Annotated in this window: 21 protein-coding genes; 6 read left to right on the top strand and 15 right to left on the bottom strand. The window is 33.2% G+C overall.

From position 1 onward, the window contains the following. Window position 1: 1 nt before the first annotated feature. Window positions 2-1,030, bottom strand: a complete 1,029-nt coding sequence (locus R2782_RS11265; RefSeq protein ID WP_112084823.1) for a rod shape-determining protein — start codon at window positions 1,028-1,030, stop codon at window positions 2-4. A 55-nt stretch (window positions 1,031-1,085) separates the two neighbouring features. Beyond that, complete coding sequence (purH, locus tag R2782_RS11270; RefSeq protein ID WP_371268351.1) at window positions 1,086-2,612, bottom strand: bifunctional phosphoribosylaminoimidazolecarboxamide formyltransferase/IMP cyclohydrolase; 1,527 nt, start codon at window positions 2,610-2,612, stop codon at window positions 1,086-1,088. A 222-nt stretch (window positions 2,613-2,834) separates the two neighbouring features. Between purH and R2782_RS11275 the strand changes: the two genes are divergently transcribed. Then, window positions 2,835-4,088 (top strand): ABC transporter permease, encoded by a 1,254-nt coding sequence (locus R2782_RS11275; protein WP_371268352.1) that lies wholly within the window; start codon window positions 2,835-2,837, stop codon window positions 4,086-4,088. Between the two features lie 47 nt (window positions 4,089-4,135). Here the strand turns inward: R2782_RS11275 and accD are convergent, their stop codons facing one another. The 3 genes from accD to R2782_RS11290 form a co-directional block, all read right to left on the bottom strand. Further along, complete coding sequence (accD, locus tag R2782_RS11280) at window positions 4,136-4,990, bottom strand: acetyl-CoA carboxylase, carboxyltransferase subunit beta (protein WP_371268353.1); 855 nt, start codon at window positions 4,988-4,990, stop codon at window positions 4,136-4,138. 84 nt (window positions 4,991-5,074) lie between these two features. Next, window positions 5,075-6,142 (bottom strand): class II fructose-bisphosphate aldolase, encoded by a 1,068-nt coding sequence (gene fbaA, locus R2782_RS11285; protein ID WP_371268354.1) that lies wholly within the window; start codon window positions 6,140-6,142, stop codon window positions 5,075-5,077. Window positions 6,143-6,258: 116 nt separating this feature from the next. Further along, window positions 6,259-8,814, bottom strand: coding sequence for an outer membrane protein assembly factor (locus R2782_RS11290; protein ID WP_371268355.1), 2,556 nt, complete (start codon window positions 8,812-8,814; stop codon window positions 6,259-6,261). 36 nt (window positions 8,815-8,850) lie between these two features. Between R2782_RS11290 and R2782_RS11295 the strand changes: the two genes are divergently transcribed. Next, complete coding sequence (locus R2782_RS11295) at window positions 8,851-9,588, top strand: TrmH family RNA methyltransferase (protein WP_371268356.1); 738 nt, start codon at window positions 8,851-8,853, stop codon at window positions 9,586-9,588. On the opposite strand, the gene R2782_RS11300 is transcribed toward R2782_RS11295, so the two are convergent. Next, entirely contained in the window at window positions 9,575-10,276 is a 702-nt protein-coding gene (locus R2782_RS11300) for a porin family protein (RefSeq protein WP_371268357.1), read from the bottom strand. The two genes, R2782_RS11295 and R2782_RS11300, sit on opposite strands and share 14 nt — an antisense overlap. A 1-nt stretch (window position 10,277) precedes the next feature. Beyond that, window positions 10,278-11,009, bottom strand: coding sequence for a bifunctional demethylmenaquinone methyltransferase/2-methoxy-6-polyprenyl-1,4-benzoquinol methylase UbiE (ubiE, locus tag R2782_RS11305; protein ID WP_371268359.1), 732 nt, complete (start codon window positions 11,007-11,009; stop codon window positions 10,278-10,280). 114 nt (window positions 11,010-11,123) lie between these two features. Between ubiE and R2782_RS11310 the strand changes: the two genes are divergently transcribed. Next, window positions 11,124-11,522 (top strand): hypothetical protein, encoded by a 399-nt coding sequence (locus R2782_RS11310; RefSeq protein WP_371268361.1) that lies wholly within the window; start codon window positions 11,124-11,126, stop codon window positions 11,520-11,522. 52 nt (window positions 11,523-11,574) lie between these two features. Here R2782_RS11310 and R2782_RS11315 read toward each other — a convergent pair whose 3' ends face one another. Both R2782_RS11315 and R2782_RS11320 read right to left on the bottom strand, forming a co-directional pair. Continuing rightward, complete coding sequence (locus R2782_RS11315) at window positions 11,575-12,060, bottom strand: dihydrofolate reductase (protein WP_371268362.1); 486 nt, start codon at window positions 12,058-12,060, stop codon at window positions 11,575-11,577. After that, a complete protein-coding gene (locus R2782_RS11320; RefSeq protein WP_371268363.1) occupies window positions 12,057-12,407 on the bottom strand; it encodes a 2TM domain-containing protein in 351 nt (116 codons plus the stop codon). The genes R2782_RS11315 and R2782_RS11320 overlap by 4 nt, the downstream gene beginning before the upstream one ends. Window positions 12,408-12,655: 248 nt before the next feature. On the opposite strand from R2782_RS11320, the gene R2782_RS11325 reads away from it, so the two are divergent. Then, window positions 12,656-12,952 carry an isoamylase early set domain-containing protein gene (locus R2782_RS11325; RefSeq protein ID WP_371268364.1) on the top strand — a complete coding sequence of 99 codons (297 nt, stop codon included), beginning with the start codon at window positions 12,656-12,658 and terminating at the stop codon, window positions 12,950-12,952. A 54-nt stretch (window positions 12,953-13,006) separates the two neighbouring features. Here R2782_RS11325 and R2782_RS11330 read toward each other — a convergent pair whose 3' ends face one another. The 6 genes from R2782_RS11330 to R2782_RS11355 form a co-directional block, all read right to left on the bottom strand. After that, a complete protein-coding gene (locus R2782_RS11330; RefSeq protein WP_371268365.1) occupies window positions 13,007-13,801 on the bottom strand; it encodes an energy transducer TonB in 795 nt (264 codons plus the stop codon). 8 nt (window positions 13,802-13,809) lie between these two features. Beyond that, window positions 13,810-14,634, bottom strand: coding sequence for a thymidylate synthase (locus R2782_RS11335; RefSeq protein ID WP_371268366.1), 825 nt, complete (start codon window positions 14,632-14,634; stop codon window positions 13,810-13,812). A 23-nt stretch (window positions 14,635-14,657) separates the two neighbouring features. Next, window positions 14,658-16,313: a NupC/NupG family nucleoside CNT transporter gene (locus R2782_RS11340; protein ID WP_371268367.1), complete on the bottom strand. Its 1,656-nt coding sequence runs from the start codon at window positions 16,311-16,313 to the stop codon at window positions 14,658-14,660. 21 nt (window positions 16,314-16,334) lie between these two features. Beyond that, entirely contained in the window at window positions 16,335-16,958 is a 624-nt protein-coding gene (locus R2782_RS11345) for a bifunctional nuclease domain-containing protein (RefSeq protein ID WP_371268368.1), read from the bottom strand. Window positions 16,959-17,086: 128 nt separating this feature from the next. Beyond that, window positions 17,087-18,055 (bottom strand): electron transfer flavoprotein subunit alpha/FixB family protein, encoded by a 969-nt coding sequence (locus R2782_RS11350; RefSeq protein WP_371268369.1) that lies wholly within the window; start codon window positions 18,053-18,055, stop codon window positions 17,087-17,089. A 97-nt stretch (window positions 18,056-18,152) separates the two neighbouring features. Then, on the bottom strand, window positions 18,153-18,899 hold the full coding sequence (locus R2782_RS11355) for an electron transfer flavoprotein beta subunit/FixA family protein (protein WP_371268370.1): 747 nt from the start codon (window positions 18,897-18,899) through the stop codon (window positions 18,153-18,155). Between the two features lie 263 nt (window positions 18,900-19,162). Between R2782_RS11355 and R2782_RS11360 the strand changes: the two genes are divergently transcribed. Further along, the gene (locus R2782_RS11360; RefSeq protein WP_371268371.1) at window positions 19,163-20,140 is read left to right on the top strand and encodes a pyruvate dehydrogenase complex E1 component subunit beta; all 978 of its coding nucleotides are present in this window, start codon (window positions 19,163-19,165) and stop codon (window positions 20,138-20,140) included. A gap of 68 nt (window positions 20,141-20,208) precedes the next feature. Next, window positions 20,209-22,689 carry a DUF5686 family protein gene (locus tag R2782_RS11365; protein WP_371268372.1) on the top strand — a complete coding sequence of 827 codons (2,481 nt, stop codon included), beginning with the start codon at window positions 20,209-20,211 and terminating at the stop codon, window positions 22,687-22,689. The last annotated feature ends 50 nt before the right edge of the window (window positions 22,690-22,739 follow it).

Here is a 22,739-nt window from a genome sequence, read left to right on the forward strand (position 1 = left end):
GTTATTTGATTAAAATACTTCTGAACTTATTGATGTTTTTCAATGCTATTCCGGTTCCTCTAACTACAGCTCGCAAAGGGTCTTCGGCGATGTACACCGGTAAGTCTGTTTTTAATGAAATTCGCTTATCTAAACCTCGCAACATAGAACCACCACCGGCAAGATAAATTCCTGTATTGTAAATATCGGCAGCTAATTCAGGAGGGGTTTGCGACAAGGTTTCCATGACAGCATCTTCAATTCGTTGAATGGACTTGTCAAGAGCCTTGGCAATTTCACGATAAGAAACATCAACTTGTTTTGGTTTTCCGGTTAATAAGTCTCTTCCTTGAACGGACATTTCATCCGGAGGTGTGTCTAACTCTTCAATAGCGGCACCAATTTCAATTTTTATTTTTTCTGCCGTGCTTTCTCCCACAAATAAGTTGTGCTGTGTACGCATGTAGTAAACAATGTCATTGGTGAAAACGTCTCCGGCAATTTTAACTGATTTATCACACACAATTCCGCCTAAGGCGATTACGGCAATTTCAGTTGTTCCACCACCAATATCCACAATCATGTTTCCTTTGGGTTGCATAATATCAACACCGATACCGATTGCGGCAGCCATTGGTTCGTGAATCAAATAAACTTCTTTTCCGTTTACGCGTTCACACGATTCTTTCACCGCACGCATTTCCACTTCTGTAATTCCGGAAGGAATACAAACTACCATACGTAGAGCAGGAGTAAACAATCGTTTTTTTAATGCCGGTATACTTTTAATGAACATGCTGATCATCTTTTCAGAAGCGTCAAAATCGGCAATTACTCCATCTTTCAATGGACGAATGGTCTTAATATTTTCATGCGTTTTACCTTGCATTAAATTGGCTTCTTTTCCTACAGCAATAATTTTTCCCGAAATTCTGTCGCGGGCTACAATTGATGGAGAATCAATCACCACTTTATCATTATGAATAATTAAGGTATTTGCGGTACCAAGGTCAATGGCAATGTCCTCGGTCATGAAATCAAAAAATCCCATACGTTTGTTTAGGGTTAATTAGTTTAATAAAATATAACGTACAAAGGTAAAAAAATTAATGTTTAAAATGACGTGTTCCTGTAAATACCATTGCAATTTTATTTTCGTTACAATAGTTGATACTCAATTCATCTTTAATTGATCCACCAGGTTGAATAACAGCAGTTATTCCGGCATGATGAGCAATTTCTACACAATCAGGAAAAGGGAAAAATGCATCACTTGCCATCACAGCACCATTTAAATCAAAACCAAAAGAATTTGCTTTTTCTATTGCTTGTTTCAAAGCATCTACACGAGAGGTCTGTCCAGTTCCTGAGGCAATTAATTGTCCGTTTTTGGCAAATACAATTGTATTTGACTTCGTATTTTTGCAGATTTTTGAGGCAAAAAGTAAATCTTCAATTTCTTGATTAGTAGGTGTTGTTAGGGTAACGGTTTTTAATCCTTCTTTATTGTCTGTGATATTGTTTTTATCTTGAATTAATAATCCGTTCAAACAAGTTCTGATTTGTTTGGCAGGTAATTCAACATCATGTTGAACTAAAATGATTCTGTTTTTCTTTTCTTGTAGGATAGAAATGGCTTTATCATCATAACTTGTAGCAATGACAACTTCACAAAATAATTGGTTTATTTCCAAAGCAGTTTCTACATCAATTTTTCCATTAGCAATTAAAACTCCACCAAAAGCAGAAGTAGGGTCGCCTGCCAAAGCATCTAAGTAGGCTTGTTTCATCGAGCTTCTTGTTGCTAACCCACAGGCATTGTTGTGCTTTAGAATAGCGAAAGTTGGGTTATTTTCTTTAAATTCTAAAATTAAATTCACTGCAGCATCAACATCTAATAAATTGTTGTAAGACAATTCTTTTCCATGAAGTTTAGTGAACATTTTGTCGAAATCACCAAAGAAAAACCCTTTTTGATGCGGATTTTCTCCATAACGAAGCACTTGACCATTTTCGATACTTTCTTTGTATATTGTTTCGTCTGTATTAAAATAATTAAAAATAGCGGAATCATAATGTGATGAAACATGAAAAGCTTTTGTTGCTAAATGACGTCTTTGCTCTAAAGTAGTAACACCATTTTGGGTAGAAATCAAATCCAACAAATAATTGTATTCGTTTACAGAAGCTACGATAACCGTGTCTTTGAAATTTTTTGCTGCTGCTCTGATTAAGGAAATGCCACCAATGTCAATTTTTTCGATGATATCTGCTTCGGATGCTCCCGATGCAACGGTTTTTTCAAAAGGATACAAGTCTACAATAACCAAATCAATTTGCGGAATTTCAAAAACTTTCATTTCCTCTACATCGCTTGGGTTATCCTGACGATTCAAAATTCCTCCAAAAACTTTAGGATGGAGCGTTTTTACTCTACCACCGAGAATCGATGGATAAGTAGTTACGTCTTCAACCGGTACAACCGGAATACCAAGTTTTTTTATATATTCTTCTGTTCCTCCGGTAGAGTAAATGGTTACGTTTTGGCTGTGTAGTTTTTGTACAATTGGCTCCAATCCGGTTTTGTCGAATACCGAAATTAAAGCAGATTGAATGGTTTTTGTAGTTGTCATGTGTTGTTGTTTTTTGAAGTTGCAAAAGTACTATTTGTCTGTTTAACAATCAAAGGAATATAAGATTAGTTTTTTCTTTTTTTATTGTTTTTTGTGTTGCTTAATCAGTATGTTTTGTTTAGTATCTTTTTTGATGCACTCGAGTAGAAAGAATATGTTTTTGTGTAACAAAATAGTAACTTTTGCTACCAATTACTATATTTACGATAATGTAAGAGTTTTATGCTTTTGTATCTCCGTTTGCTTAAAGAAAGTTTCAATTTTGCAATGAATGCATTGCGAAACAATAAATTACGTACTTTTTTGTCGTTACTTGGTGTAACAATTGGTATTTTTTCTATTATAGCAGTGTTAGCTGCTGTAGATTCATTAGATAAAAAAATCCAAGGAGATTTAGTTGATTTAGATAAAAACACCGTTTATTTATTGCGATTTCCTTTCGGGCCCAGTGATGTTCCGAGTTGGAAAAGAGAGCAATTCCCTGATGTTACGTATGAAGAGTTTGACTATTTAAGACGATCGTTAAATGGCGTTGATAAAATTGCCTTTAATCTTTTTACCCGAAATGAAAATATAAAGTTTGAAGATAGAACGGTAAGTTCTGTTCGTGTAACACCAACTACAAATGAATTTGAAGGGATTGACGGAATTAAAATTGATCATGGGCGGTTTTTTAACGAAGCAGAGTCAAATTCTGGAACCGGAGTAATTATCTTGGGTTTTGAAGTTTGCAATGGTTTATTTGATAGTCCGGAGCAGGCAATAGGAAAAAAAATAAGACTTTATGGTCAACGTTTCACTGTGATTGGGGTCACACAAAAGCAAGGGTTTTCAACTTTTGGCGATAGTCGTGATAATGCGGTTTTTATTCCGATGAATTTCATTCGAAGATTATATGGAGAGAATAGTAGTATGCTTACACCGGCAATTCTGATAAAACCTGAAAAAGGAATCGACATGGAAGGTTTTAAAGGGGAAATCACCCAAAAACTACGAAATTTCAGAGGATTAAAATCTTCCGATATTGATAATTTTTTTATCAATGTACTTTCCGGATTTACAGATATGATTGATGATATAATGGGACAAATGAATATTGTTGGATGGATTATATCTGGGTTTTCACTACTTGTTGGTGGTTTCGGAATTGCTAATATTATGTTTGTTTCGGTAAAAGAGCGAACTAATTTAATCGGAATTCAAAAATCACTTGGAGCAAAAAATAAATTTATTTTGTTTCAGTTTTTATTTGAAGCGGTGATTCTTTCTGTGATTGGAGGTGTCATCGGTTTGGTAATGGTTTGGCTCATCGCTATGGTTTTATCAAAGGTGTTAGATTTTGAATTTGTACTTAGCATAGCCAATATGATGATTGGAGCAGGATTAGCGGGTGTTATTGGTTTGATTTCTGGGATTATACCAGCTATAACCGCATCCAAATTAGATCCGGTGGAGGCGATTCGAAGCGGAATGTAAATGATTAATTTCTTAATAAAAAAATCCCGAGTAATCGGGATTTCATTTTATCTAACATCTTCATTTAAAATTAAATCTAAATAAAGATTCACTTTGTCTTTTAATTCTTTTCGGTGGGTAATAAAATCTAAGAATCCGTGTTCTAACAAAAATTCTGAAGTTTGAAAACCTTCCGGTAAATCTTTTCCGGTGGTGTCTTTTACTACACGAGGCCCGGCAAAACCAATCAACGCTCCCGGTTCACCTATGTTAATATCACCTAACATCGCATAAGAAGCGGTTGTTCCTCCTGTTGTTGGATCAGTACACAATGAAATATAAGGTATTTTAGCTTCGGCTAATTGAGCTAATTTAGCTGAGGTTTTGGCCAATTGCATCAAGGAATAAGCTGCTTCCATCATTCGGGCACCTCCTGATTTTGAAATCATCAGAAAAGGCACTTTATTTTTGATGGAGTAATCGATTCCTCTAGCAATTTTTTCACCAACGACAGCTCCCATCGAACCGCCAATAAAAGCAAAATCCATGCAACAAACCACCAAATCTTTTCCTTTAGATTTTCCTACGGCTGTTCTAACTGCATCTTTTAATCCGGTTTTGTCGTAGGCCTCTTTTAATCGGTCAGAATATTTTTTTGTGTCCACAAAATGCAATGGATCTTTCGAAGTCATTTTAGCATCTAATTCTTTGAATTTATTGCCATCAAACAAGATTTCAAAATATTCTTTACTTCCAATTCGCACATGAAAATCATCATCGGGGCTTACCCAAAGATTTTTGGCTAATTCATCCTGATCAATAATTTTTCCGGTAGGCGATTTATACCAAAGTCCTTTCGGAACATCTTTTTTATCCTCCGTAGCGGTTTGAATTCCTTTTTCTGTTCTTTTAAACCAAGCCATATTTCTTAAATTTAGAAATCAGAAATCAGAATCAAGAATTTAGATTACAATGTTTCTAAATTCTAAATTCTAAATTCTAAATTATTATAAAGTGTTTACGTTATTCAAATCGGCAAAAGCCTGCTCTAAACGGGAGTTGAATGTAACTTCTCCTTCGCGAATCCATTTTCTTGGGTCGTAGTGTTTTTTGTTAGGAGAATCGGCTCCGTCCGGACTGCCAATTTGTGTTTTTAAGTATTCGATTTTGTTAATCATGTAGTCACGGATTCCTTCTGTAAAAGCGAATTGTAAATCGGTGTCAATATTCATTTTGACTACCCCATATGAAATAGCTTCTCTAATTTCTTCTAGTGTAGAACCGGATCCACCGTGGAAAACAAAATCAATTGGGTTTGAGCCGGTATTGAATTTTTTCTGCACATATTCCTGAGAGTTTTTCAGAATCACAGGGGTCAATTTTACATTTCCGGGTTTATAAACACCGTGAACATTTCCAAAGGCGGCGGCAATGGTAAATTTTGGACTTACTTTCATCAACTCTTCATATGCGTAACTTACTTCTTCCGGTTGTGTGTATAATTTTGAAGAATCAACATCCGAATTATCAACACCGTCTTCTTCACCACCGGTAACGCCTAATTCAATTTCTAAAGTCATTCCCATTTTACTCATTCGTGCTAAATATTCTTTACAAATATGAATATTTTCTTCTAAAGGTTCTTCAGATAAATCAATCATGTGTGAAGAAAATAATGGTTTTCCGGTTTCTGCAAAATGCTTTTCAGAAGCATCTAACAAACCATCAATCCACGGCAGTAAATTTTTGGCACAATGGTCAGTATGTAAAATCACAGTTGCTCCGTAAGCTTCAGCTAATGTATGAATGTGTTTTGCACCGGCAATTCCACCTAAAATAGCAGCCTTTTGCCCTTCGTTTGAAAGCCCTTTTCCTGCATTATAGGATGCTCCTCCGTTAGAAAATTGAATAATGACCGGAGCTTTTAACTTAGCTGCAGTTTCCAAAACGCCATTGATAGTGCTTGAACCGATTACGTTTACAGCCGGTAAAGCAAATCCTTTTTCTTTGGCGTAATTAAAAATTTCCTGAACTTGATCTCCGGTTGCTACACCTGGTTTTATGTTGTGTGCCATTTTGCTTAAAATTAGTTAAGTTACAAAAATAGGAATTAATCGAATGAACAAAAAATTATTGACAATAAAATCGTTGTGATTAATATTGGTTTTTCAAAAAAAAAAAAGATAACATTTTAGAAAGGATAATTAATTCCAACATTAAGAACAGTTTTGCTGAAGTTGTACTCTTGAAACCATCTTTTCCTTTCTTCATGTGCCGGATTGTACGTTTTAAAACCTAAATCAAATCGGGCTACAACAAATCCGAAATCATACCGAATACCAAAACCGGAACCTACAGCAATATCTTTTAAGGAATCAATTCCATCAAAAATAAAATCAGGATCTTCTACATTGTCCAGTACATTCCAAATGTTTCCTGCATCAACAAATAAAGCTCCTTTTAATTTACCAAACATTTTGAAACGAAATTCGGCATTTATCAATATTTTCATATTAGCTTCATTAAAATCATTTCTTCCACCGCTACTTCCCGGACCAAGACTATAAGGTCTCCAAGCTCTATTGTCGTTAGATCCTCCACCAAAATAACTTCTTGAAAACGGAATACTGTTTGAGTTTCCATAAGGAATTGCAATGCCAAAAAAAGCTCTTGTAGCAAAAACCATATTATTTCTTAAATCAAAATGCTTAATAAACTCAAATTCACCTTTAAGGTATTGTGAAAACTCAATATCAAAAAAAGTTTTATTGCCATTTGGACCATCAGGTTGGTTAGATGCATCTGCAACAAGTGATAATATATTACCGGCTGATTCACCTTTAATTCTGAAAACATAGAAATTATTATCTAACAGACTAGTTTTAGTGGATTTGGAAAAGCTGTAACTTGAAGCAATAATTAGGTTATTCTCAGTTAATCTGTTTTTTCGTTCATTTATACTTCGAATTGTATTTAAATCAGAATCTGAAGTAGCTATACCGGGTTCATTAAACAACACATCATCAATAAAACTGTTTGCACCAAAAGGAATTCGTAAATTATTGTTATCATTCAAATATTCGGGATTTACATTATAGTTTTGAGCAATGGAGTTTAAAGCATCATACGAAGAGCGATAAACATTAAAATAATTATTTACATTTATGTTTTTAATATACTGGATGTTGATTAAATCAAATCGAACCGAATTATATCTTTTAGGAGTCCAATTATATGTTATAGAACCGGTAAAGTTCTCTTTGTCCAAACCAATATTTTCTTGTTTGGCAAAACCTAAACTAATTTGTGTAGAAGGAATCATTTCCTTTGGGATTATTCTTCCTGTTTTGATTGGGAAAAATACTCTGGGAAAATTCAATCGCATGTCTGCCCCATATTCTGAGATATTAAAAAAGGTATTGTCTGGATTGGCTAAATCCTGCGATGACCCTATGTTACCTCTGGCGGCAATTTCAAATGTTTCAGCTCGGTTAAAAACATTACGAATTGAAAAAGAGGTGTTTCCGGCTAATCCAAAGTCTTGAATATTGGAGTGTAAAGCATCAAAAGAAGCACCAAAACTGTACTTTTTTCTTGGGCTAAGGTAAATGTTTGCAATTAGCGAACTGGCTAAACTGTCAGTTGGGTCAATTTCATATTGGATAGACGGATAACTAAAAATTCTAAAATTATTTAGTGACCGAGAGGTTAAGTTGTTTCTAAAATCTGCATAAGTACTTCCTTTGCTTATAAAAACCGCATCTGTAATAGCTTTTGGTTTGTATTTAATTTTATCAGTACTGTAAATAGTATAATTGTTATAAGTTATACTGTCAGCAATTTTTACTTTATTTTTTGAACTTGGATTATCAGTATAAATATTTACTTCACTTATTTTGTAAATTTTAAACGGTTCCGTTACTATCGAATCACCATCGCGATATGAATAATCACTAATAATTAAATTTACATTTGCTTTGTGATTTGTGTTTATTGTATCTACTTCAAAATTGATATAATTTTGTTGAAAATTATATACTCCATGGTTGCGGAAATAATTCGTTAATCGATTTCTTTCTTCTTCAAAATTATCTGATTTGTATTGTTGTCCGGTTTTAAGCAAAGACAGTTGAGCTGTTTTGCTATAAAGAGAATCCAATACAGGGGAGGAGATTTCACGGTTGATACTGTCTAAAACGTAAGGATTTCCTAATTCAACAGTATAGGTTGTTGACGCTTTCTTATTTCCTAAGGTATCTATTTTAGCCGTTGCATTTACATTAAAATACCCTTCGTTAAAATAGTAAGCTTTGAGTTTAGAAATTGATTTTTTAATTTTAGTTTCATCTAAAATTACAGGTTTTTCACCGGTATTTTTAAGAAAATTATGAATACCTGAATACCAAAATGATTCACCTAAACGATAGACTTGTTTAGAAGATAAAAGTTTAGAAGTTCTTTGGAACCGTATAGAATCTTTGATAAATTTTTCTGCGAATAAGGAGTCGTGGTTTGGTTTAGCCCAATTATACACGTACAAACTGAAAGGAATATTTAAAAAATGGGTGTTCGTTTTTTGTGATAACAATTCGGTGATATCTTCGTTTTTTTCTTTCTTACCATCAACAATTATTTCAGATTTTGCAAGAAGGTTTTTTCCTTCCGGAACTCTTTTGACTGAGTTACAGGCATAAAAAAAAAGTATAATTAAAATTATAAATAATATTTTTGCGGAAATCTTTTTCAATTGAATTAGAAATTTAGTTCAAAAGTACACTATTTTATGGTTAGTAAAAACCAAATTAAACGAATTACCGGATTACAACAAAAAAAGTTTAGAAATGAACAACAGCTTTTTATTGCCGAAGGTTTTAAAGTGATTCAAGAATTGTTTGAATCGCATTATGAAATGCAAGATTTTTTTTCTACTGACGCATCCTTATCATTGAATAACAGCATTTACCCTCAGGTAATTACCGAATCAGATTTAAAAAAAATAAGTTGTTTGAAAACACCTAATGTTTGTTTAGCTACTTTTAAAAAATTACCCTCGCAACCAATTGTTGAGCAAGGGCTGACTTTAGTTTTAGATGATGTTCGGGATCCTGGAAATTTAGGTACGATTATTCGTTTGTGTGATTGGTTCGGAATTGAACAACTGATTTGTTCTGAAGAAACAGTAGATGTATATAATCCAAAAGTAATTCAGGCCACTATGGGATCAATTGCAAGGGTGAATGTAGTGTACACCCCGCTGAATGGATTCTTAGAAAATACAACGTTACCTATTTATGGGGCTTTTATGGAAGGAGAAGTTGTTTATGAAGCCTCATTTTCTGCAGATGCTGTGCTTATCATGGGTAATGAAGCCAATGGGGTTAGCCAAGCGATTGCAACTTTCGTGGATAAAAAAATAAGTATTCCTCGTTTTGGGAAATTGCAGAAAACAGAGAGTCTCAATGTGGCTACAGCAACAGCTATTTTATTAAGCGAATTCAGAAGAAGCACTAGTGAAAGGTGAAATTCACAAAAAAACCTCTTGTTTTCATAGAGTCTACTGTTGAAGTCCATGGGCTGTTTGGGTCGTTATCGCGTATTAACTCATCATTAAAACTAAAAACACCACGAATGGATGGTGAAAACTTGAAATATTCCAAATAAATGTCAATTCCAAAACCAACTTCATAAAAATTGGTCCATTTATTCATTCGGAAACGATTGTTAGAATTATCATCTTGAGCTTTTGCATTACTGGAGAGATTGAGTGCAGTTGAAACTCCGCCAACTAAAAAAGGCCTAATATTTCCCAAACGTTGTGAAGAAAACTTTAAGAGCAAAGGAAAGTGTATATAGGTAGATTTTACTTCACGAAGGGCATCGTATTGGTTCTCAAAATTAGGAAAAGTTAAGTTTCTTTGAGTGTAATATAGACCAGGCTCAAATCGAAGGTTCAAATTTGGATGCAATCGCAAATCGCCGACCAAACCTACATTAAAACCTGTGGTGGTTTCGGATAAAATTTCTTCAGAAATACTATTTTGATCAATTTTAAAATCATACGAATTAAAACCTAGATAATAACCCCAATGTACACGTTGTTTGTCAAAATTCTCCAAGTGGATAATCGGGTCTTTCCCAAAAATCCCACTAAATTGGGCATTAGACGAATAACTTATTATTAAAAAAAAGACTAAAAATAATGTTCTCATTTTACTTTTTTGATGCAGAATATATTGTGGCAACACCAAATGTTTGAGGCATTGCCGCTACGTCTATAAACCCAACTTTTCTCAAAATATTGTTTAAATCTTCTCCAAAAGGAAAAACCGAAGCTGATTCTGATAAATAAGAATAGGCTACGTTATCTTTAGAAAATAGTTTGCCAATTAGTGGTAATATGTTTCTTGTATAAAAATGATAACCTTGTTTAAAAGGGAATTTTTGAGGAACAGAAGTTTCTAAAATAACAAATATCCCATTCGGCTTTAAAACTCTTAGAATTTCAGATAAACCTTTTTCTAAAGTTTCAAAGTTTCTAACTCCAAACGCAACAGTTATAGCATCAAAAGAATTATCCTCAAAAGGCATATTTTCAGAATCTCCTAAGACCATATCTATTCTATCGAATAATTTTTTTTGCTCAATTTTTTTTCTTCCAACCTCGAGCATTCCCGCTGATAAATCTAATCCAACAATTTTTTTTGCGTTTGTTTTGGTCATTAAAATTGCTAAATCTCCCGTACCGGTTGCAATATCTAATATTGAGTCTGGGTTTTTTGAAGCAACTAATGCCAAAACTTTTTTACGCCATTTTATATCTGTGCCAAACGAAATAACTCTGTTCAGACCATCATAATTACCTGAAATAGTGTCAAACATTTTGGCAACTTGTTCTTTTTTTCCTAAGTTGGAATCTTTATAAGGCGTTACAGATTTTGGCATAATAAAATTTTAAGCAAATATAAACTATTCTATAATCTTGACAATAACTGGGAAATATATTTTGTTTAATTTATTTAAAATAAAGATGAACAAAATATCACTGTTTTTGGTGATATGAAAAAATCACTAAAAGTGGGTATTGCGTATGTAGTTGATAAAGTGCAATTTTACAACATGAATCAAATGTTACACATAATGTTTTCAAGAATAATCAAGGCTGAAATAAAATGGATGTTATTGGCACTAATTATCACATTTTTTCTTGTTATTGGTATCGACAGTTTTGCCTTAATCGGCAATACTGCAGTTGGGGTGCCACAAACGTTCTTAGGGTTAAATTTGTTTTTGGAAATTTTAGTTTTTTTCGCTTTTAGTACCTTTGTGGTATTTGGTATTAAAGGCTTCTTTGAGATGTATTCTCAAAGGTTTGCCAATGTCGTAATCTTCATTTCTGGAGTATTTTTGGCAGTGGTAATTTTTATATTAAGTTATCAGATACTTATGCTTGAATAGGCTTATTCTAACATGTAACATTGATTCTAAACATCCCGTGAGGGATGTTTTTTTATTTTTTACGTAGAAAAGTTTGATAAGTAAAATCTATCAAATGGTTGTCATCTTTTGGGTGATATTCTTCTTTTACTAATTCCCAATGATTAGAATCGATTTCCGGGAAAAAAGCATCAGCCTCAAAAGAACTATGTACCCGAGTAAGTTCAATTACATCAGTATACTTGAGAGCTTGTTTGTAGATTTCTCCACCACCAATGATATATCCGTCTTCATTTTCCGGAATAAATTTTAGGGCTTCCTCAATATTTTGAACAACGATACAATGTTTAGGATGGTAGTTTTTTTGTCTTGTAACAATTACATGTGTTCGATTGGGAAGGAGTCTGGGAAAACTCTCAAACGTTTTTCTTCCCATAATAATATGATGACCGGTTGTAAGTGCTTTAAATCGTTTAAAATCATCCGGTAAATACCAAACTAAATCATTGTCTTTACCTAACGCATTATTTTCTGCCGCAGCAGCAATCATAATAATCATGGTTGTAGTTCATTTTTAGAATTAGCTTGATTTTCTATTTTTTGTTCAAGCTGTTTAATTCGTTGTTCTTGTTTGGTCATTAAACGTTCTATTTGCTCTCTTTCCCATTCTTTGTTCATAAACCGATCTGTTATGTAAACTTTAATAAAATGGAGAATAAATAAAAAAAACCAAACGGTTACAGCCCACAAATACCACCCTTCAAAAGGTTGTATATCGAAGAATTTTTCAATTAAAAAAAAGAAAAGACTACCTACAAGAAATAAAACAAAGTGAAAATACAATCTTTTCTTTTGTTTTATTCTTCTGCGGGCATATTCATATTTCTCATGTTGTTCTGTATTCATTGCTTCTAATATTGCTGTTTTTTGCTTTTGAAAGGTATAGTTTTTTTTAAAAATAAAAAAATCAAATTATTTATAATGAATTACGAAACCGTTTTCCTGTTTATTATATACAAATCAATATGTTAGAAATTAAGAATTTTATTTTTTTTAGATTAACTTTTTGATAAAATGATAAAAGTGCGGGTAACTATTTGATTTTCATTATTCTGTTTGTTTCTTTGTGCCATAATTCTAAAAATTAGATAGTTATGGCAATTAAGAAACAATTTATAAAATCAAAACCGGTTTGTAAAGTAACTTTTTCAATTGAAGCAAAAGAGGCGAGTACTGCTGCAGTTGTTGGTGATTTTAATAATTGGAATCCAAAAGAAGGAGAGTTAAGTAAATTAAAAAACGGAACGTTCAAAGCTACGTTTGAATTACCGGCTTCCAATTCGTATGAATTCCGTTATTTAGTGGATGGAGAATTTGTAAACGACGATCAAGCAGATGCTTACAAATGGAATGATTTTGCTGCTGCCGAAAACAGTGTTGTAGCAGTTTAGTCTTTGTTTTTATCGTAAAGATTTAATCCGTTTGATTTTTTTCAAACGGATTTTTTAATCTAATTTAAATGTAATTGGAATACTAAAAGAAACTTTTACAGGGACTCCTTTAATGGTAGCATTAACTAATTTGGGAATTTTATTTAAAATTCTTTTGGCTTCATCTTCTAAAATTTTATCAGGACCATTTAATTCTTTAATGACAATTGAGCCATCTTTATCGATGTAGAAGTTACATTCAACTTTTCCTTGAATTCCTTTTCTTAATGCTTTATTTGGATATCTGAAATTTTTAACAATGTGACTTGAAAAATACTTATTGATACAACTTTCAATATCAATTGAGTTTTTACATTCTATAGGATAAGGTCTTTCTATAAATTTAAATTCTGATTTAAATTTCATTTCTTTCAATAATTCATCACTAGCAATAAATAGTTTGTTTTCTGAATTTTTTATAAAAACAAATTCAAAACGTTTTGCTTTAATGGTATCTTCGAGATTTTCATCACTTGGATAGGGTTGTAATTGAAGTAAAAATTGAATTATTTTAACTTTTATTTCTTCATTCAGAAAATCAATATCAATATCTTCTCTAATAGATTTATTTGGACTATAAACAAAAGCAAAAGTTAAAGAAGTTTTGTTGTCAATCATTTTTTGAGTGATATCGTTTTCAATTTCAGGGGTAATTAATCCTAATATTTCTTTTTCAAAAATTTCTCTTTCACAATCGAAATAGTCTGACTCATTGTTACATATATCTGTAAAAGGAAAATATTTATAGGATTTATTTTCCTGTCCAAACAATGAAAAAGTAAATAAAAGGAATATTAATTGATATCTCATAAGTGAATTTAAATAGCTACTGCTCCTTTAATATGTGGGTGAGGATCATATCCTACCAATGTAAAATCTTCAAAAGTGAAGTCAAAAATATTTCTAACATCCGGATTTAAAACCATTTTGGGTAAGGGTCTTGGCTCACGAGAAAGTTGTAATTCTAATTGTTCGATATGGTTGTTATAGATGTGAGCATCACCAAAAGTATGAATGAAATCGCCTGGTTTCAAATCGCAAACTTGAGCAATCATCATGGTTAATAAAGCATACGAAGCGATATTGAAAGGCACTCCTAAAAAGATGTCCGCACTGCGTTGATACAATTGGCAACTTAATTTACCATCGGCCACATAAAATTGAAAAAAGGCATGACAAGGTGGAAGTGCTGCTTTGCCATTGGCTACATTTTCTCCAAATGATTTAGAAGTATCCGGTAAAACAGAAGGATTCCAAGCGGAAACTAACATTCTACGACTATTGGGATTTTTCTTCAATGTTTCAATTAATTCTGTAATTTGATCAATTTCTTCACTGTTCCAGTTTCGCCATTGATGTCCGTAAACCGGACCTAAATCACCGTTTTCATCCGCCCATTCGTCCCAAATTTTTACTCCGTTTTCTTTAAGGTAATTGATGTTGGTGTCGCCTTTTAAAAACCAAAGCAATTCATAAATAATCGATTTCAAATGTAATTTTTTGGTGGTTACCATCGGAAAACCTTCACTTAAATCAAAACGCATTTGATAGCCGAAAACACTGATGGTTCCGGTTCCGGTTCTATCACCTTTTTGTGTTCCGTTTTTTAAAACATGTGTTACAAGGTCATGATACTGCTTCATTTTTATGTTTTTATTTTATTAGGTTATCCAATTATCATTCCAGCAATTGTGGCCGAAAGCAAAGAAGCTATGCTTCCACCAATAACAGCTTTTAAACCAAATTCCGAAAGTGTTTTACGTTGTCCCGGTGCTAACGAGCCAATTCCACCAATTTGAATGCCGATGGAAGCGAAATTGGCAAAACCACAGAGCATATACGTGGCCATAATAACTGATTTGTTATATGTGAAATGAATTGTTGAAGTTGCATTTTTTAATTCCGCTAATTGAATGTAACCTACAAATTCTGAAGCGGCTAATTTTATCCCTAGTAATTGGCCCATCAGCATCACATCTTCTTTTGCCACACCAATTAACCACATTAATGGAGCAAAGACAATTCCTAAAATGGTTTCTAAAGAAAATTTAGAATACGGAGTATTGGCCGAAATAACATCATTTAATCCGCTCCATCCGCCTATCCAGCTCAATGTGTAATTTATCATCGCTATAAAAGCAATGAAAACTAATAACATAGCGGCAACATTAGCGGCTAATTTTAATCCTTCAGTTGTTCCGGTAGCTATTGCGTCTAAAATATTTGAACCAATTTTCTCTTTTGAAACTTCTACATTCGTATCAATAGATTCTGTTTGAGGGAATAACATTTTTGATACCACAATTGCTCCCGGTGCTGCCATTACTGAAGCAGCAAGTAAATGTTTAGCAAATTCTAATCGCAAAACAGGATCGTTTCCACCTAAAAACCCAATATAAGCAGCTAAAACTCCACCGGCAACAGTAGCCATTCCGCCTACCATGACTAACAAAATTTCGCTTTTGTTCATTTTTTCCAAATAGGCTTTAATCATTAGTGGAGCTTCGGTTTGACCCAAAAAGATATTTCCGGCAACCGATAAACTTTCTGCTCCTGATATACCTAAAATTTTGGTTAAAAGCATTGCTAAGCCTTTTACTACAATTTGGATTATTCCTAAATAAAACAATAATGAAGTTAAAGCAGAAAAGAAAATAATGGTTGGTAAAACTTGAAAAAGAAAGATAAATCCGAAGTTATCCACATTCATCATTCCTCCTAATAAAAATTCACTTCCGGCTCTTGTAAAATCTAAAACTTTTACAAATAATCCGCCTACAAATTCAAAAATATTTTTTACAAAAGTTATTTTTAGTACACCAATAGCTAAAACTAATTGGGCAAAAATTCCAATGCCAACTGTTTTCCAATTAATAGCCTTTCGATTAGCACTAAACACATAGGCTAAAGCCAAGAGGGATAGCATTCCTAAAAGTCCTCTCCATAAACTATTTATTGAAAAACCTTCGCTAGCAATAAGTTTTGCTTGATTTTGAATCGGTTTTATTTTATTAGATGAAAAAAAGGAATAGGCTTTATCTTTTGATTTTATAGTCAGAATTGAATCGGACTTAGAAATAATAGTGAATCGCTTGGTTGGAGCATCAGCACCATTTTCAAACAAAAACAAAAAATTATCTTGCACTAAATAATCACCTTTTTGCGTGAGGCTGTCTGCACTGATTTTGAGTTCATAACCGCCTTCTTTTAACTCTAAATAATCAGATTTAGAAGAGTTTAATTGCCACTTTTTTTCTATTTCTTGAGCATTAAAACCGAGAGAGAACAAGGTTATAATAAGGGTAATTATTTTTTTATACATTTTTTAAATAGGATTATTTGTTTAAGACTCTTTTTTCGAAATTTCATCTCTAATTTTTGCTGCTTTTTCATAGTCTTCATTCAGCACAGCTTCGTTTAAGAGCTCATATAATTCCTGAATACTTTTGGCACTGTAGGTGTCTTTAGAAGAGGAGTCTTCCAATCCAAATGTTTCCGGAGAACTTAACACACCATCGTTATCACCTTTTGAATCTTCAGATTCCATCGTATTACCTTTCAGGTAAACTCCGGCTTTATCAAGTATGTTTTTATAGGTAAAAATGGGGGCACTAAAACGTAGAGCCAAGGCAATTGCATCCGATGTTCGAGCGTCAATAATTTCTTCAATTTTATCTCGTTCGCAAATAATACTCGAATAAAAAACGCCATCTACTAACTTATGAATAATCACTTGCTTTACAACAATATCAAATCGATCTGCAAAATTTTTAAATAAGTCGTGCGTGAGCGGGCGAGGTGGTTTTATCTCTTTTTCCAATGCAATAGCGATGGATTGAGCTTCAAAAGCACCAATAACAATAGGTAATTTTCGCTCACCATCAACTTCGTTTAATATTAATGCATAGGCACCGTTTTGGGTTTGACTATAAGAAATTCCTTTTATGGCTAGTTTAACAAGACTCATGACATGAATTTATAATGCTTTATAAATAAAGCATTTATGCTTAAATACTAATAAAAAAAAGGGCAATCTAAACAAAGATACAACTATCTCAATTTAGATAGCCCTATGTGGGCACAATTTATAAAAAATTATGAATTTTGAGCTTTAAAATCTTTTAATTTTTGGGTCAATTTAGGAACAATTTCAAAAGCATCACCAACCACACCATAATCCGCTACTTTGAAAAAAGGTGCTTCGGGGTCTGAATTGATAACAACTTTTACTTTTGAAGAATTAATCCCTGCAATATGTTGTATTGCTCCAGAAATTCCAATGGCAATATATAAATTAGTTGCTACGGGTTTTCCTGTTTGGCCAACGTGTTCACTATGAGGTCTCCAGCCTAAGTCAGATACCGGTTTTGAGCAAGCTGTCGCTGCTCCTAAAACGGATGCTAATTCTTCTAGCATTCCCCAGTTTTCGGGACCTTTTAATCCGCGACCACCTGAAACTACCACTTCCGCATCTGCAATGGTCACTTTTCCTGTTACTTTTTCTACATTTTCAACTTTAACTGAAAAATCAGCATCGTTTAAGTTTGGCGAAAAATCTTCGGTCGATAAAGAAGAATTACTTTCTATTAATCCATAAGAGTTTTTAGCTAGACCTAATACTTTTATATCAGTAGAAATTTCAGTGATATTGAAAGCTTTATTTGAAAATGCATTTCTTTTTACTTGGAAGGGAGAAGTGCTCAAAGGCAATCCAACTACATTTGAAGCATAACCGGCTTCTAATCCAACAGCAACAAGCGATGCCATATAAATACTATCTGTTGTTGAAGAAAGTACTATTACTTTTGCTCCTTCTTTTTGTGCAGCTTGTTTAATAACATCAGCATACGCTTTTGCATTGAATGTGGTCAATTTATCGTTGGATACTTTCAATACTTTGTCTACACCATATTTTGATAATTCTGAAACATCGCCCGCGTTTACCGTTACGGCTGTTACACTTGTTCCTAATGATGCTGCAACTTTTTTTGCATACGAAGCCAATTCAAAAGCTACTTTTTTGAATTTTCCTTCTGTTGATTCTGCGTATATTAATAGTGACATGATTTTTTTTGTTTAAATGTTTAAATGTGATTTAATAGTTTAAAGGTTTAAAAGTAGGTAATATGCTTACTCCCAAATCCTAACTAAAAACTGATTACTAAATAACTTTCGCTTCGTTATGCAATAAATTTACTAATTCATCTAAATTATCAGCATTGATTAACTTTACAGCTGATTTAGGTGCCGGTTTTTCAAATTTCACTGCTTTTGTGTTCACATTAGCTCCAATCGGTTCTAAAACGGTGAGAACTTTTGTACGTGCAGTCATAATTCCTCTCATGTTAGGGATTCTCAAATCTTTTTCTTCAACCAAACCTTTTTGACCACCGATTACTAAAGGTAAAGAAGCTGAGATAGTCTCTTTTCCACCATCAATCTCTCTGATTGCTTTAACAGAAGAGCCATCAATTTTTACATCAATACAAGAGTTTACGAAATTGTAGCCTAATAAACCGGCAATCATTCCGGGAACCATTCCTCCATTGTAATCTAATGATTCTTTGCCACAAATAACTAAATCATATTGACCTTGTTTGATTACATCCGCTAATTGTTTGGCAACAAAAAAACCGTCAGTTGGATTAGCATTTACACGAATTGCTTCATTTGCTCCAATTGCCAATGCTTTTCTCAAGGTAGGCTCTGTATCAGGCCCGCCAACATTAACAACAGTTACGTTTGCTCCTTGTTGCTCTTGAAACCAAATTGCTCTAGTTAAACCGAACTCGTCATTAGGGTTAATCACAAATTGCACGCCGTTTGTATCAAATTCTGAATCACCGTTTGTGAAATTAATTTTTGAAGTAGTATCAGGTACATGACTGATGCAAACTAATATTTTCATAAAATAGGTTTAAGTTATTTTTTCGGTTACGAAATTACAAATTAATTTTCAAATTTTAGTATGCATGCATAATATTTTTTTAGTATTATATCGTTTTCGTAGGGTATTATTATTGTTTTTTTATTTTTCCCTAACAACTATTGCAAATTCTGAATTAAAATAACGCAAAAAAATATCAACTATTTTACTTTCAAAATATGCATTTAAGTGATTTATAATTTTTATTTTTGCCTTTCATAAAATAGATTATTGAATATTAAGATATGAGAACAATACAATTCAGAGAAGCTATTGCAGAAGCAATGAGTGAAGAAATGAGACGTGACGAAAGCGTTTATTTAATGGGTGAAGAAGTAGCTGAATATAATGGAGCTTACAAAGCTTCGAAAGGAATGTTAGATGAGTTTGGTCCAAAAAGAGTAATCGATACTCCTATTGCAGAGCTAGGATTTGCCGGAATTGCGGTAGGTTCAGCTATGAACGGTTGTCGTCCGATTGTTGAATTTATGACCTTTAATTTTTCTTTGGTTGGAATTGATCAAATTATTAATAATGCCGCAAAAATGCGTCAAATGTCAGCCGGACAATTTCCGATGCCAATGGTTTTTAGAGGACCAACCGCTTCAGCAGGACAATTAGCCGCAACACATTCGCAAGCATTTGAAAATTGGTTTGCTAATACGCCCGGATTAAAAGTAGTGGTTCCATCTAATCCATATGATGCAAAAGGATTATTAAAATCGGCTATTCGTGATAATGATCCGGTTATTTTCATGGAATCAGAACAAATGTATGGTGACAAAATGGAAGTCCCTGAAGGAGAATACACTATTCCTCTTGGCGTTGCTGATATCAAAAGAGAAGGTTCAGATGTAACGATTGTTTCTTTTGGAAAAATTATCAAAGAAGCTTTTGTTGCTGCTGATGAATTGGCAAAAGAAGGTATTTCTTGTGAGATTATAGATTTAAGGACAGTTAGACCAATGGATTATGATGCGATTCTTACTTCTGTTAAAAAAACTAACCGTTTAGTTGTCTTAGAAGAGGCATGGCCATTTGCAAGTGTTGCTTCTGAAATTACATATATGGTTCAAGAGAGAGTATTTGATTATTTAGATGCTCCAGTACAGCGAATTACAACGGCTGATACACCGGCACCTTATTCTCCTTCACTATTGAAAGAATGGTTGCCTAATGCTAATGATGTAATTAAAGCAGTAAAAAAGGTTTTATATAAATAAACAAAATAAAAACTATATTTGAAACTTCATCAACCTAATTTTTGATGAAGTTTTTTTTTACAAACACTATGAAAATTAAAAGCCTTCTTATATTTTTCTTTTTATTCTCCGTTTCAATCATTGCACAAACTAAAGTCAGTGGTATTGTTGTAGACGAAAATAATGAACCAATTCCGTTTGCCAATGTGTATTTTAAAAACTCTACAGAAGGTATAATTACAAACGAAAATGGACGATTTTACCTTGAGTCACAAAAAAATTACGGTGTTTTAGTTGTCTCATTTATTGGCTATACACCTCAGGATGTAAAATTGGAGAAAGCAGTTACATATAACATGAAGGTAACACTAACAGAGGGTGAAACTCTAAGAGAAGTCGTATTGGTCTCAGGCAAGTTATCCAAAAAGAATAATCCGGCTATTGATATCCTCCGTAAAATTTGGGAAAGAAAACGAAAAAATGGTTTGAGACAATTCAATCACTACCAATATGATAAATACGAAAAAGTAGAGTTTGATCTCAATACCATTGATAGTGCAACGATGAAAAGCAGGGTTTTCAAAGGAATGGAATTCGTTTTTGAACAGATGGATACTTCAGCCATTACCGGTAAAACCTATTTGCCAATTTTTATTAATGAATCCCTTTCAGAGGTGTATGGTGATAATGTGTCAAAAAGGGAGAAAGAAATACTTAAGGCTAATAAAAATTCAGGATTTAGTAACAACCAACAGATTATAGCTTTTGTAAAAGACTTGTATGCCGATTATGATATTTATGACAATTATCTGAAATTTTTTGATAAAGATTTTGTGAGTCCATTATCCAGAACAGGAATTGATGTCTACAATTATGCTCTAACCGATAGTATGTATATTGATAATAAATGGTGTTATAACATTGTTTATTATCCACGTAGAAAAGGTGAACTCACATTTAAAGGTGATTTTTGGGTGAATGATACTACTTATGCAATCAAAAACATCAACTTGGCAGTAACTAAAAGTGCTAATATTAACTGGGTCAAAGAAATTTATATTGAGCAAGAATTTGAAGTTGTGAATGATTCAGTATTTTTATTGAAAAGAGACCACATGATGTCTGATTTTGCTTTTAGAAAAAAGGAAGAATCACAAGGTGTCTATGGAAAAAGAACAACACTTTACAAGAACCACCAATTCAATATTGAAAAGCCGAAAGAATTTTATAAAGAAGAAGTCAATTTTATTGATAATGAAGTCTACAGTCGCTCTGATGAATATTGGCATGAAAACCGATTTGAGAATTTGAGTAAAGACGAATTGGGAGTCTACAAAATGCTTGATACACTCAAAACCGTGAAAAAATTCAAGCAAATGTATGATTTGGTAGCCATTTTGGGAAGTGGGTACATTCAAAAAGGTAATTTTGACATCGGTCCAATTTTTTCAACTTTTGGTTACAATGAAGTGGAAGGTTTCCGATTACGTGCAGGAGGAAGAACCTATTTCGGTCAAAATGATCCATGGCGTTTGCAATTTTATACGGCATACGGATTTGAAGATAACCAATTTAAATATGGCGTTTCCGGTAAGGTTTTATTGAACAAACGAAATCGACTTATTCTCGAAGGTGGAAATAGGCGTGATATTGAACAAATTGGAGCTAGTTTAACAACAACCAATAATGTACTTGGTAGAAGTTTTGCTTCCAACGGATTATTTATGTCTGGAGCGAATGATAATTTAACAAGTATTAACTTGAGTATGGTTTCATTGAATATTGAACCTCTAAAGAATCTAACTTTCGAAACCGGATTTTCATACCGAACCTTAAAACCGGCTTGGGATAAGTTTAGCTTAGATTATTTTTCAAGTGATTCTCCAACCGATATAAAAAGCGAAGTGGCTCAATCTGAGATTAACTTCTCGGTAGATTATACACCCCGAAGAAAGACCGTTGGGTATGGCGTTGAAAGAAGTATTGTAGATAGCCCATTCACAAGGATATTTGTGAATTATAGTCAAGGTTTAAAAGGTGTTTTTGACAGTGATTTCGACTATCAAAAACTACAATTATACATCAAACAGCCCATTTTAGTGGGTGGTTTCGGACGATTAAATGTCATAACAGAAGCAGGAAAAACCTTTGGTGAAGTTCCATTGGGATTGATGAGTGTCGTGCCGGGAAACCAATCCTACTTTCTAATTGAAAACACTTTCAATAACTTAAATTTCTATGAGTTTGTAACGGATGAATATGCAACTTTGCAATTGGAACATCACTTTTTAGGGCGATTATTATCTAGAATTCCTGGGCTTAGAGAGTTGAATTTAAGAGAAATAGTAGGAGTAAAAGCTGTTGTTGGTAATGTTTCTGATGCCAACCGAGCGTTAAATGCCTCCGGTTTAAACTATTTGGCTCCTGATAAACCCTATTGGGAATATAGTGTTGGAATCGGAAATATCTTCAAAGTTTTCCGAATCGACTGTTCTTGGCGAGGAAATTACCGCCATCTTCCCGATGCAAATAATTTCACAATCAAAGGTTCATTTGGGTTTTATTTTTAATTCGAAAAATTTAGATTCAATTTTTTTATTCTTTCTAAAGCTTTGTAAGT

This window comes from Flavobacterium sp. (assembly GCF_041392085.1).
Taxonomy (GTDB): domain Bacteria; phylum Bacteroidota; class Bacteroidia; order Flavobacteriales; family Flavobacteriaceae; genus Flavobacterium.